This is a genomic window from Ruegeria sp. CL5 (genome assembly GCF_056536485.1).
Genome location: NZ_JBQFPS010000015.1, coordinates 20,232 through 33,808 on the forward strand (window position 1 = coordinate 20,232; position 13,577 = coordinate 33,808).

Below are 13,577 nucleotides of genomic sequence, written 5' to 3' on the forward strand. Positions count from 1 at the left end.
TGGATCTGATGGTTGCCGCCAACGCGCGGCATCCGATCGCAGCGTATCAGCCTTACACCGTTACAAGCTTCCCACGTCGGAGCTCGAGGGTCTCGGGCGCCAACGAGCGGCGGAACGCAGGGGCATGACTGACCAATAGAATCGCCTGAGGTAATCCCTGCAAAATTTCCAGAAGCCGTGCTTCATTCTTGGCATCAAGCGCGTTGGTCGGCTCGTCCAATAGTAACGCCTCAGGCTCCATCGCAAGTACGGTGGCAAGGGTCACCAACCGTTTTTCACCACCTGAAAGTTTATGCGTGATACGGTCGCGCAGATGCATCAAATCCAGATCGCTCAGCACTTTGTCAACGATGGCAAGCGCTTCGGTCGTGCTGCGCCCAAGATTGAGCGGGCCAAAAGCGATATCTTCCGCCACGGTCGGGCAAAACAACTGGTCGTCAGGGTCTTGGAACACCAATCCTATACGGCGGCGAACCTCGTGAAAGTCAGCCTCGACACACCTATCCTTACCAAAGATGTTCACGCGCCCAGAAGAGGGCGCTTGAAGGCCAAGGACAATGCGAAAAAGTGTGGATTTTCCTGATCCATTTGGACCTGCAATCGACAACCGTTGACCAGGCTCAAGCTGCAGCGACGCTCTGTCCAGAACCGGGGCGTGACCCGGGTACGAAAAGCAAATGTCTTCGAGCTTAAGGATCGTCATTGAAAATCCAGAATAAGAAGGCTGACACAAATCGCACACATCATCGTGGCAAACCAATAATCCCGTCGGGTCAGGTTAAATTCCTGCAACAACAGAAGCCGACCCGAAAACCCTCGGCACTTCATCGCGTCCAGAATGCGCTCGGAACGTTCAATGGCGCGGATCAGCATCATACCGACCAGATAACCAAAGCTGCGATAGGTGTGCCAGTTGGTGCCCGGTCGGAAACCTCTGACTTTCATCGCGCCGCGCAGACGCAGGTACTCTTCGCGCAGCACCTCGATATAGCGGATCGTGAACATCAACAGATGCACAAGCACCTCCGGGCAGCGAAGTTTGTGCAATGCATGACCTAATGTGACAGGCTCCATCGACCCTACTAGGACCATCAGCGCCAATATCACGGCGTTTGCCGTCAGCGCGATCTCAATGGCTTTCCAGAACCCCTGCCAGCTTGCCGCAAATCCAAAGAGGGTGAACATGGTGTCTCCGGGCATGGAGAATGGCAAAAGCACCAACATGAAGATGATAAAGCTGTCCATCATCGCCATACGTTTAAGAGTTCGGCGAATGGGCAACCGTGACATCAGCAACAGCCCGATCGAAACTGAAAGCGCGATCAACAATGAGGGGATTGAACTTAGTGCAACGGTGACGGCGGCAAAGAGACATGTTATCGCGATGCGCATCCGCGGATCCAAATCCGCGATCACCCCGTAGGGCTCAATCCCACCTGCCTCGGCCAGAGTTTTGGCCTGGGGTTCCAGCGCATGTGCCATCAGGCGGCCAACTTGCGACGTGCGGCGAAATAGAACCCGACACCAAAGAGACCAACGATATACCCGATGCCCCCCAAAATACTTTGCATATCGTTATGTTCGCGATAGGCGGCAATTTCTCGGCGCAAGGGGCGGGTTTCGTCGCGCACCACTTTAGCAATCGCGGCGCGTTCTTGATCGGACAGAGACGCAACCATCACGGTTCCAACGCTTGCAACAGTCGTCGGCTGAGCACCGATCTCCGCAACCTCAACGGCAACTCCCATGATTTCGGCCACCTCGTTTGCGGACATGGTCACTTCAGCCACATGGCCCGCGCCGAGATCGGCCTTGAAGGTATGCGCAACAGGTTTTGTGGGGATATACAAAAAGAACCCGTCTCCATCGGTAACGGTGTGACCTAGTTCAGCACCATCGGGGCCGTAGACGAAAACTTCCTGGTCGCTTGCCATATCGCCATTGGAGAACCCCAGCTCACCCTCGATCGCTTCGCCAGCGGGGAAAACCCCCGCGATGACCTTATGTGCGAGCGCCGAAATTGGTGTGAGCATCAGCGTGGCAATAACAACCAGTTGTTTCATGTTAAAACCGCCTTTTTGAACAGTTCCGGTTTCACCTTGCGCGCCAACATCACGGCAAACCCCGTAAGCATGGCTTCAATGCCCATAACCGGTATATGGGCGAAAAACACCAGCTTGGCCGCAGGCAGGAACGCGTCACCGGACATCGCCAGTGAAATGGCAACAAACGCGGTTGTGGCTGCGATTGAGAACGCCCCCCCGATACCGCCCCAAATCGCCCCCTGAATGGCCGAGCCTCGGGCGATGAGGCGGCCAAAGATCATCCAGGTCAGTACCGCCGGAAGGGCAATATTCAGCGCATTTATCCCAAGCACAGTCAATCCGCCAAATCCAAAGAATACAGCCTGTAACAGCAGCCCTACAAACAAAGCCGGAAAGGCGGCCCAACCGAGCAAAAGCCCGGCCAGGCCATTCAGGATCAGATGCACAGAAGATGGGCCAATCGGCACATGAATCAGCGAAGCAACGAAGAAACTGGCTGACAGAACACCCGCTGTGGGAATGCGATCCAGATCCAGCGACCTCAGCCCCATTGCAATCCCGCCTGCAGCAGCGATCGCACCGCCGATTACGACAGGGTTCGAAAGAGCACCATCTACAATGTGCATAAGGGTTTACTCCAGATCCCAGGCGCGGATCCAGATCACGGCATCCTGGCTCAGCTCTTTACCTTCATGCTCGGTTTTCGGACCAGAGCCCAGAGCGGCGAAACCCCAGTAACCGGCTTTGGGTACACCAAAACTGAAATAGCCATTCTCGTCCGAAATCGCTACCAGCGCACCACCTGGCAGCGGTGACACCGTCGGTGCAGCGGCGCCCGTGCCTTTGAGGTCAGGGGCGGCGGCGATGTATTCGATCTCAATCTCGACCCCTGCAACTGGTTTGCCATCGCTCAGCACGCGACCCGTGAAAGTTGAGCCAGCAATGATGTTGTAGGGCTTGTTAAGCGGCAGGATTTCTGTTGCCAGACCTTGCGGCTGATCCCAGTCGGTGGGCAGTTCATTTCGGTTCAGATAGGCCTTGGTGATCTGCTGGATATAAATATCCTCAGATTCTTCGTAGTAAGGCGCAGGAACGGTCACCACCACATAGTCGCCCGAACGCTTCACCGGGACCGAGCCTTTGAACGCCTTGGCGCTGTTGTCTGGGCCGTCAAATGTGGTTTCTTCCAATGTGTCCAGCAGATCGGTTTTATTGCCGTTGTGGATCACATAAAATTCTTCCGGTTTTTCAAGCGTCATCACATGACCAGCTTCAAACGGGTGCCAGAATATCAGCTTTACCGGCACATCACCGGGTCGCTCGATCATCGTGTTTTCTGTGTATTCCATTAGGAAATGAGCGCTCGCAAACGCAGGCATCACTGCAGCAGCTGCTGCTGCCAAAAGCAATTTCTTCAAAACTCAGTCCTTCTCAGGTCGCGCCTTCCCCGGCACATATTTGGTTTTGACTTGGGGAAGGCCCGCGTCCGTTCGTCGACCGAGACAAACGGATAAGGCGCACACCCCGTCGCCGACAATGAGCACCCTTTCCGAGGGCGCGTGTTCGGCAGGTCTCCTGACTTGCGGGTCAAAGCGCTATGCTGGCCTTCCCGGGATATCCCAGTGGCATTGTCAGCCGCGCTCGCCGCTTACAGTTGCGGGGGCAGTTGCAGATTTGGCGCGAAGAGCACCGCACTACATTCCCTATTGCTTCCAGGGGAATCCCCCGGAACCGAACATGGCGTGTTCATGCCAGAACATGCAAAGCACGGTCAACAATCGTTTCCGTCACTAAGCGGGCCATTTGCGAAATTAGAGTACCCACATTCGCTCGACCAGCATCGGATCGATCCTGACAGCTTCTTCACAGCCGTATTACAGCCATCTTATCTTGCGTCATGTCATGCATGGTGTAGCCGATACCGCCGGTGTTGTACCCTGATTGACGGCGACCCGCGAATGGCATCCAGTCGACCCGAAAAGCAGTATGATCGTTCACCATGACGGCCGTGGCGTCCAAATACCGCACGGCATGCATTGCTGTATCCAGGGATTTGGTAAAGACCGACGCCTGAAATGCAAAAGGAAGAGCGTTTGCAGCTTCGTATGCAGCACTAAGATCATCATATTCATAAACACAAACGACCGGCCCGAAGATTTCGGAGGTGGACACGCTCGCATCAGCGGGTGGGTTTAGAAGGACAGTCGGAGCATAGGTCGTTCGGCCCAGCCGTTTACCCCCTGTCATTACGCGGGCACCTCCCGCAACCGCTTCGTCTACCCATTGTTCTACTCGATCAACTTCACCCGGACGGATCAGTGGCCCACATTCCACGCTGGCGTCACGGGCATCACCCACCTTCAGCGCTGAGGCGGCTTCTGCCAACTTTCGAGCGACCGTTTCCGCCATCCCTGATGGAGCAAAAACACGCTGAACCGAGACACAAACTTGACCGGAATGATAAAATCCACCCTTGGTCAACAAGGGGATCATGGCATCAATGTCCGCTGTCTCATCGATGATAACTGGCGCCGCTCCGCCGTGCTCCAACGCGCATCGCGTCCCCGGCGCCAGCTTCGAGCGCAGCATCCAACCGACACGTGCCGATCCGATGAAAGAAAAGAATCCGACACGCGCGTCCGTGATCATCCGTTCAGCTACATCATTTTGGCAAATTGTCAGATGGCACCACTCCTTTGGTAGGCCAGCCTCGTACAGGATGTCGACAAATGCTTCGCATGACAGTGGTGTATCAAGTGCCGGTTTGACGAGGACCGGGCATCCAGTGGCCACAGCCGGCGCCACCTGATGTACGATCAAGTTCAACGGATGGTTAAACGCGCTTGCGGCAACCACTACGCCGATAGGTTCACGCTGTGTAAAGGCAATCCGACCCGATCCTGCCGCCGTCAGATCCATCGGTATTTCCCGACCCGCCATCTGACCGATCTCATGGATACACAGCTCGACACCATCAATGGCACGCGTCACTTCGATGCGCGCGTCAATCAAGGGTTTGCCACCTTCGCTGGCGATTAGCATCGCAAGGTCTTCCGCGCGGCCGGACATGATCCGAGCTGTATTCTTCAGAACCTCAATCCGCCTGTAAGCAGGCAACCAAGCGCCTCGATCACGGTGCAGACCGTGTGCCACATTCAACATGACATTGATATCGTTCCAGCTTTTAACCTCGACACTACCGATTTTCTCAAGATCAAACGGGTTCAGAACTTCAACAACATTACTCATATCAGACAGACCTTCGCCGCAAGCTCATCAATGAGAACGCGTTGGTTTTCACTGTAATCGACCGGCAAGTCGATCAGATGCACACCACCTGCTTCAAACGCTTTTTCAAAGGTTGGCACCAGATCTTCTGTCCTTTCGACCCGATGACCCGTAGCACCATAGCTGTTAGCGTATTGCACAAAATCAGGATTCTTAAATTCCAATCCCCAATCATCAAACCCCGCATCCGACTGCTTCCAACGGATCATTCCGTACGAGCTGTCATTCAGAACAGTAACAACAAGATTGAGGCCAAGACGAACGGCGGTTTCAATCTCCTGGCTGTTCATCATGAACCCTCCGTCACCGCAAATGGCCATAACCCTACGCTCAGGATATAGCTTCGCTGCCATCATGGCCGAAGGTAAGCCTGCCCCCATGGTCGCAAGCGCGTTGTCCAGCAGAACCGTGTTGGGTTGATAGGCCTGGTAGTTTCTGGCGTACCAAATTTTGTAGATACCGTTGTCCAAAGCGATGATATCGCAGTCCCCCATGACTTTACGTGTGTCAGCTACAAACCGCTGGGGGATGACCGGAAAGCGCGGATCATCAGCGCCTTCTGATGTGTGTAGATCGGTCTCGTTTTTGACCCGCTGGAAGTAACTTCGGTCAAATTCCAAAGGTCCTTGCAGGAACTCACCCAATTTGGAGATGGATTGCGCCAGATCACCAACCACTTCAACTTGAGGGAAATAAACTTGATCAACCTGCGCGGCCTTGTAGTTAACATGGATCACTTTGGTGCCGCCCTCTTCCATAAAGAACGGCGGTTTTTCCACAACATCGTGACCCACGTTGACGATCAGATCAGCACGGTCGATGGCGCAGTGCAGATAATCACCATCCGACAGAGCGGCTGTGCCCAAAAACAGTTCGGACCGCTCATCCACGACACCCTTACCCATCTGAGTATTGAAAAATGGAATCTGAGTATCGTTCACGAACTTGCTCAGTGCGCTGCGGGCGTGTTTTCGGTTCGCCCCGGCCCCCAAAAGCAAAAGCGGCATCCTGGCAGCGCGGATCATCTCAGCCGCTTCGGTCAGAACTGCATCACCGGCCACGGCATAGTGACGCTGATGCGGTTCAAGAACATGCTCAGAAGTCTCTTCGGCTGCAATGTCTTCCGGAAGTTCCAACAAAACCGCGCCGGGGCGTTCCTCTTGCGCGACACGAAAGGCTTCGCGGATCAATGAGGGGATAGTGTTGCCGTGTACAATCTGTTTGGACATTTTACAGATCGGATCGAACAGCCCAACAATATCGACAATCTGAAACTGGCCCTGTTTCGACTTCTTGATGGGTTTCTGCCCCGTGATCATGATCAGCGGCATACCACCCAGATGAGCATAGGCCGCTGGTGTGGCAAAGTTCGTAGCCCCCGGCCCCAGCGTCGCCATGCAGACCCCGGCCTTACCCGTCAGACGTCCATAGGTCGCAGCCATGAAAGCCGCTCCTTGTTCGTGACGCGTGAGAACCAACTCAATTTTTGAGGTTCTTAGAGATTCCAGAACATCCAGGTTCTCTTCTCCCGGAACAGCAAAGATGTACTCAACACCCTCCGCCTCAAGCGCTGCGACCAGCAGATCAGAAGCTTTATTAATTGGCGATACGATTTGGTCATTGGTAGACATGTAATCTCCTGATTTCACGACAGATCGGTGAGCTTGGGGTGGCCACGAAACTAAATGTACCACCATTTTGAACGAGGTTCAGGTCCATCGATTAACCGCCGTCTTGCAATCGCTGTCGCTTGGGAAACAGCTTGTCCTCGGAATTGGGTTCCGCGCTTACTCTCCAACAATCGCAACTTAGTGACCTTTCGCTCCCTGCTCCACTGTCAGCAATGGGCAATGCGCAAAATGAACTGCACCAATGGAGCGCAAATCACGCGTCGACCCGAACGGGACAGTTGAAGTAGCATTTTTATCGGCGCACCCAATCCCTGACTGCTCTGACCAATTGAGGGGCGTTTCCGCACGATCCTGAACAAAGAAATATTGCCAAAATAACCCGCACAAACGCTCAAAAACGTGACAACATCGGGCGACCACGGGATAATTACGCCTCATGGTCCTATTGAATTGGGTGATTACCCAGACGTGAATCACAACGAGCCAAAGAACTGCAAGGCCAACGAGAGAACTAGATAACTGCAACATGTTTGTTTGGCTCGTTCTTGGTTCGACTTAGGCCCAGCCTAGGTACGCCGCAATCAAGTCGATGGCTGATTATTCAAACTAGATTGGAACTGGAACGGCCATAATCCAGCACAGGGCTCATCACGTATTGGTGAAGTGATATCAACGCGGTAACAAAATGAGCGCAGAGACAGAACAGGCGTAATCCGTCAGTCTCGAAACACCCTGTCCTTTACGCGGATGACTGGCTTTGTCAGATACTCGAGCACTGTTTTTGCTTCGGACAGCATATCAACGTGAGCAACCATACCCAGTATCACGCCCAGATTCTGCCCATTCGCATCCGTCAACGCTCCAACCAGCCATATCTCCACGACATAGACTGACGTTTCTTCATCCGGGGCAAGTACCGAACCCGCACCGATGCGCGTTACCTGCCCGTCCAGTTCACCATAGCGTGAAGCGTCATATGCCGTAATACGCACCTTTATCTCCAGATCAGGTCGAATAAATGCAATGTCATCCGGCGCGACAAAGGCCTCGACTGTGACGGTTTCACAAATCGGTACGATTTCAACTACGGTCTGACCCAGATGGACCAATCCGCCCAAAGTCGAAATCAAAACCTGATTGACAATGCCGCGTGTCGGTGCGCGAATTTCGGCACGTGCGAGGCAGGTCTGAAAGGCTGGAATACGGGTTCCAAGCGGAGCCAGCTTGTGAGCCTCCCCATCTGAAATAGTCCACCGCTATGTTTAAGAAATGGAGGACCAAGAATGGCAAACAAGCGACCGAAGCCGGAAGAGATTGTCTAAACCGGCCAGAAATGATGTTCTCCTTCAGCGTCCCTGAGAACAGCCAGCAATCCTGCAACACAGCGCCAATATTGCGCATCTTATCCGCCGGATCCACGGCACGCGCATCCAGACCATCCAGCATGACCGTCCCGGTATCAGGTTCATACAAACCCAAGATCAAGCGCGCCAGAGTGCTTTTCCCAGACCCAACCGGGCCCTATATCGCGATTTTCCCCCGGTTTGATCGCTAATTCGATATCCTTAAGAATCGAACCCAACGCGTCATCGTAAGCAAAACTGACACCTTTGAAGTCAATCTGACCTTCGATCCTGCGCCGAGACAAATAGCGCCGGCCAGGCTGACGTCGAACTCTTGAACCATAATCACATCGATCTGGTGTTAAACCACGCGCGCTTTGCTCGGACGCGGATCCTGTCGCCGCAAAATCTGCGGCTCGGATGATCCAGTACTGGCATCAATCACTGGAAATCGATCCTTATCCTCTCTATCCCGCACTACAAAAGGGGAGCCCTCGGCATCAAAGGCCAGAACAGGAAAGAGGATCGGATCAAGCTTCAACAACCGCGCCTTGCCGAAATCCGCCCTGTAACCCGCCACTTCAACGCACTTACAGCGTCTTCGACGGCATAAGCATCAGACTTGCCCTTTAAAAACCCCAAAAAGATCTGCCTCGGACAAACCATGGCCTAGATGTTCCGTTAATAGTCGGAGATGATTGATCAGCGGGTCGGATGTGGCTGAATTCATCGGGACTGTCACAAGGTCGGATCGGTAGGCTGAGCGACACCCAAAGCGTCCAGGATGTCACCGGTGACCGCCAGCACAGCATATTCGGCGCGACGCGCTTGAGCTTCAAGTTGAATTACCCGCACCTGTGCAAGGTTCAGTTCGCGCAATGCATCCAATATCTGAACCAATGTGCTGCGCCCAATATTAAACTGACCCCGTGCAGCATCTAGCGCCTGCTCATTGATCTCGACCGCGCGTCGGGCTGTCGCTAGCCGCCGTTGGATTGAATTGGTCTCTTCCAGCGCCCGAGACAGATTACGCTGCAACTCGCGGCGCAACTCCTCTTCATCGGCTTGGCTTTGTTGAAGATTCGCGCGCGCCGATTTCACGTTGGCCCGTGCGGAACCACCTTGGTAAATCGGAACTGTCACACCCAATCGAGCCTGCGCCCCATCGTCAATGAACCCCTGATCGAAATCAGTCTCAAGAATCGCGGACAGGGTCGGCCGAGTCGCCCGTTCCGCAACGATAACTTCTTGCTGGCGCACCTGGCTAACGGCAACCTGAGTCCGTAAACGTGGGCTGCGCTCAACCATCTCCTGCGCCGAAGACCCAGCCAAAGCCGGGGCCGGTGGGATCGTCGGAATAACACCGGGACGGGTCCCAAAAACTTCTACCCAGTTTGCGGTTGCCAGTTCCACTTCAGTCTGCGCTTGTGCCAGTTCTGCCTCGGCATTTGACCTGCGCCCTTGCCCGGCCAGCAGATCTGCAACAGATCCAGCCCCCGCATCAAAGCGTGACTGGAGGTCGTCAACCAATACATCCGTGCGGTCCAGATTCTGCCGAGCCTGCTGTTCGAGGCGACGATTGCGGTCCAGATTGACTATGGTTTCTATGGCCTCGAAACTTAATGCGTTCAGCTCTGACAACTCACTTAACCATGTCTGCCGGGCTTCGATCTGGCGCAATCCTACGCGACTGTTGACTTTGCCCCCATCATAAATGATCTGGCTCAACCGCAGGATTGGAACCGGATCACCGCCAGACGTCAAAGACGTCTCGGCCTCTATCTGCGGCAAAAACGCCCCCTGCGCTGCGTCGATTCGAGACTTCGATGCCAGAACGTTCGCGGTGCCTGCGGCTGTCGTGGGTGAAGTAGCGACCGAAGTTCGTACCAGCTCGGCAAAATCGGTATGTGCAACGCTTCCCTTCAGATTGTTCCTACTTGATGCGGGTGCTTCCACGGGATTTGCGGTCGGATCAAAGGACTGAGTCCCCTGAATATCTTCAGTGCAACCTGCCAAAACTATCGTGGTTATCAAAACCGACAACCAAGCATTCATGATGCCAATGCTCCTGGTATTAATTATGCGCCAGACAACAAATCATCGGTCAATATTCTTAACAAAGTGCTATTCAAAGTTCTCGTTAAAAGGGTATTTTGACGGAGAAACAACCTTATGCTTTGCTCGCATATTTAGATTAAAGCGTGACAACAACTGCGCACGTGCCGCCCCTAATGCACCATCTGCACGCAGCCAAAGACCACTTCCTTCGATCTGCAGTGCATTGTCGACTGCGTCGGCCTGTTCCTCATCCGTGATCGCAATATCCAGCCAGATATCATCAATTCAAGCTTCAAATCACGGTTGACGTCATCTACCTGCGCCACAATCGACCTGTCGATACCGCCACCCGCATCCAGAAGATCGGCGCTCGAGCCCAGTATGAACCTTTGGCTCTTTTCTAAGTCGATACCGATCCCAAAAAACGCAGGCTAACCTTAGTAGCTGTAGACGCCTTCAAAAAGTAAAATACGATCGCGTGGATCGGTCAAAACCGAATTGTTTGTTGCAAGGGGCATCATAATGTTCGGAGCTCGCAACTCATAATTCGCCTCAAGCACGGCGCCAAATTCCGATCCCAGATTGTCTGTACGATAAGATAATATCACAAGTTTTGGCTCGGAGCGGAGCAACGCCTGATACAGGACAGATTCTTCGCCTGCAGACTTCGTATTGTTGACAGCTTGTGCATCGAGCCAGAGGCGCGGCTCCATGCGACGACTGGGAATCATGCCAATGCCGTCAAAATAGGTTTCCTCTTGCTCAAGTAGTTCTTCTGCTCGCTGAATAAGCGCAAATTGGTCACGGTTATTGTGGGCCAAATATTGAACATTTCGCAGCGTGCTCAGCACAGCAACAATTACCAGAATGCCAATAACACGCGAATACCAAGTTTCTGACCGCAGCATCAATCGGGCGACGGCGTCGGCACAATAGAAAGCCAGAAACGGCAGCACCATGACGAAAACGTACGGCCATGTTTGATTATGAAAAAAGACCAATGCAGAAAGCACTAAGGTAAAGGTAAAATATACCCGCGCAGCACTATCACATTTGGCAAATCGAGAGGCCGCAACAAAAAGCCCAAATATCACCAAACCATATTGCAGGGAATTTCGCTTGAGCGTTTGCCAGACGAACGCATCAAGTCCTTCATAATAACTGCCCCCATTGAACGCGAGTTCCGCTGGCCCAAAGAAAAGCACGGCAAGAACCTGTGGCATCGCAGCGCCCCCTAATAGGACTCCGTAAACCGCTATTGCAGCTGCCCACCCCAATAAAAGCAATACCCCACGCTTCACCGCTCGGGCGACTGAACGCATGATTAGCGCATCAATAGTCAATGCGGCCCCCAACGCAAAATTGAAGTAGATTGATTTTTGGGTTGTTACAAATGCAAGCCCACTTAGCAAACCAGCAATCAGAAGAGGCTTGGCGCGGTCAGTTCCAGACCGAATGACGACCAGAATTGCCATAATCGCAAATAGCGTGGCAAGCGGTTCTGAACGCAAGCGGAATCCGCGTTCGATGAAATTACTGAAGCTCAGCAAGAGTGCAACGGCTAACAAAGCCGTAACACGTTCCGCCCCCAAAGTACGGGTGCATAGGTAGACGCACCAAGCGGTCGCTATTGCCAGGCAAGCTGTCGTCAATCGGCCTGCTATCAGCATTGAGGTGGCATCCCATCCGATCAGATGAGAGAATTCATAGAACAGAGCATATCCGACCGCCTTTTTCGGCCAGATCGTCTCGAACGTTCCGTCGAACAGATAAACGGGCTGGGTAAAATGCCAAAACTCATCCATCACAAAACGAGTATTGACCGCCAGCAAAACGAGGAATGCAATCTTTAATAAAACGAAGGCTTTGAGTGCAAACGATAACCGTTCAGCGCGGTTCAGGTTTTGTGGCAAGATCTTTGTGCGCACCGTCATCCTGTGCACTATCACATAAAACGCTGCTGGCTTGTTTCACCGCGCGTGATCTCAATATCTGCCACTGGATTTAACCAACCTCTCACGCGATGTGAAAAACAATCCAATTCAATAAAAACACGGTGCCGCGATGTCAAAGCAAACCCCGCGTCTGCCTCAAATGCGCAATCTATAGGCGCTCTGAATGGACTCATCTCATGTTCCTCTTTTCAGCGCCAGCTTAAGCCGGGGCACGAGCCTGTTCACGATCTGTGAGCGGGTGAGAAACTCGCGCCATTCAAGCGGTCCAAGTGAGATGATTGCCTTTAACGCTGAACCACATCCACGCAATCTGCGATGGTGCAGGCTGGCCAAACAAATGTTAAAAGCATTGGCCGTATCAGCGCGTTTACGGGCAATCTTTCTGAGATCGTCTGGCAGATGCACAAGATGCCGTTCCATTGGGATCTTCAATTGTCGCTTGAACGATTGCAGGTCTCGCGACCCGGTCATGGTCTGGGAAGCTGCATGAACACGAAACGATGCAGCGCAGGTGGGATCCCAAGCCAATCCATTCTGTGCGAGGCTCAACCAAAGGTCCCAGTCGGCAGTATACCAAAGGTCTTCATCAAGACCGCCCTTTCGCATTGCCGCATCCCGCCTGAACATGACGGCAGGCAACGCAACGGTATTTTGAACAATCAAGTACGAAAGTGCCTCTTCGAATGAAAGAACGCGCTGAGCACCTCCGAACGGAGGACACATATGGCCGACCGTATTACCCTTAAGATCAATGAGATTCGCACCATGAACCCATATATCGACATTCGGGTATCGTGAGGACATTTCTTTCAGCAATGCCGCACGACCAGGCGACCAAATATCATCCTGATGCAACATTGTGATAAGGGATGAAGCTGCTTCTCGCAGTCCAAGATTTGTATTCTCGGTCCACGATTTTGCATCAGGATTGTCGATGATCCGGATTGGAAGACGTGACCGCGCAGCCTCGAGAAGTTTCCGGCTATTATCCGTTGAACCTTGATTGACGGCGACAATCTCAAGCCCTTCGCATTGACCATCTAGCGACGACAGCGCTGCGTCCAGAGTGTCCCCGCCATTATAGATTGGCATAATTACTGTAAGCCATGGTTGCGTCATGGGGTGCAGCGCCATTGAGTATGTATTCCGATCATGAAGGCAATCCTGGTCAGCGAAGACTCTAGTCTCAAAGGATTATCTGTCGCAACTGATGTTGCGATTGGGCGACCTAGCTGTCGGAAATTATGCGCGTACATC

11 protein-coding genes, 1 pseudogene and 1 riboswitch are annotated in these 13,577 nt (G+C 53.1%); all 12 genes and pseudogenes read right to left on the minus strand.

The window, feature by feature from the left end:
* Positions 1-52 precede the first annotated feature (52 nt).
* Complete coding sequence (locus ACR0IU_RS20170; protein ID WP_480717496.1) at positions 53-703, minus strand: energy-coupling factor ABC transporter ATP-binding protein; 651 nt, start codon at positions 701-703, stop codon at positions 53-55.
* On the minus strand, positions 700-1,482 hold the full coding sequence (gene cbiQ, locus ACR0IU_RS20175) for a cobalt ECF transporter T component CbiQ (RefSeq protein ID WP_480717497.1): 783 nt from the start codon (positions 1,480-1,482) through the stop codon (positions 700-702). Before cbiQ ends, ACR0IU_RS20170 begins: the two co-directional genes overlap by 4 nt.
* Positions 1,482-2,063: a cobalt ABC transporter permease gene (locus ACR0IU_RS20180; RefSeq protein WP_480717498.1), complete on the minus strand. Its 582-nt coding sequence runs from the start codon at positions 2,061-2,063 to the stop codon at positions 1,482-1,484. The genes cbiQ and ACR0IU_RS20180 overlap by 1 nt, the downstream gene beginning before the upstream one ends.
* On the minus strand, positions 2,060-2,671 hold the full coding sequence (cbiM, locus tag ACR0IU_RS20185) for a cobalt transporter CbiM (RefSeq protein ID WP_480717499.1): 612 nt from the start codon (positions 2,669-2,671) through the stop codon (positions 2,060-2,062). The genes ACR0IU_RS20180 and cbiM overlap by 4 nt, the downstream gene beginning before the upstream one ends.
* Positions 2,672-2,677: 6 nt before the next feature.
* Complete coding sequence (locus tag ACR0IU_RS20190; RefSeq protein WP_319544458.1) at positions 2,678-3,463, minus strand: DUF4198 domain-containing protein; 786 nt, start codon at positions 3,461-3,463, stop codon at positions 2,678-2,680.
* A 130-nt stretch (positions 3,464-3,593) separates the two neighbouring features.
* Positions 3,594-3,796: riboswitch (cobalamin riboswitch) on the minus strand.
* A gap of 112 nt (positions 3,797-3,908) precedes the next feature.
* On the minus strand, positions 3,909-5,294 hold the full coding sequence (locus ACR0IU_RS20195) for an aldehyde dehydrogenase family protein (RefSeq protein ID WP_480717500.1): 1,386 nt from the start codon (positions 5,292-5,294) through the stop codon (positions 3,909-3,911).
* Entirely contained in the window at positions 5,291-6,964 is a 1,674-nt protein-coding gene (locus ACR0IU_RS20200) for an acetolactate synthase large subunit (protein ID WP_480717501.1), read from the minus strand. The genes ACR0IU_RS20195 and ACR0IU_RS20200 overlap by 4 nt, the downstream gene beginning before the upstream one ends.
* A gap of 716 nt (positions 6,965-7,680) precedes the next feature.
* On the minus strand, positions 7,681-8,082 hold the full coding sequence (locus ACR0IU_RS20205; RefSeq protein ID WP_480717502.1) for a beta-barrel domain-containing protein: 402 nt from the start codon (positions 8,080-8,082) through the stop codon (positions 7,681-7,683).
* A pseudogene (locus tag ACR0IU_RS20210) lies at positions 8,045-8,473 on the minus strand (ATP-binding cassette domain-containing protein); the annotation flags it as partial. The pseudogene ACR0IU_RS20210 and the gene ACR0IU_RS20205, both read right to left, overlap by 38 nt.
* A 572-nt stretch (positions 8,474-9,045) precedes the next feature.
* Complete coding sequence (locus tag ACR0IU_RS20215; RefSeq protein WP_480717503.1) at positions 9,046-10,362, minus strand: TolC family protein; 1,317 nt, start codon at positions 10,360-10,362, stop codon at positions 9,046-9,048.
* Between the two features lie 440 nt (positions 10,363-10,802).
* The gene (locus tag ACR0IU_RS20220) at positions 10,803-12,299 is read right to left on the minus strand and encodes a DUF7056 domain-containing protein (protein WP_480717504.1); all 1,497 of its coding nucleotides are present in this window, start codon (positions 12,297-12,299) and stop codon (positions 10,803-10,805) included.
* 195 nt (positions 12,300-12,494) lie between these two features.
* Positions 12,495-13,454: a glycosyltransferase family 2 protein gene (locus tag ACR0IU_RS20225; protein WP_480717505.1), complete on the minus strand. Its 960-nt coding sequence runs from the start codon at positions 13,452-13,454 to the stop codon at positions 12,495-12,497.
* Between the last annotated feature and the right edge of the window lie 123 nt (positions 13,455-13,577).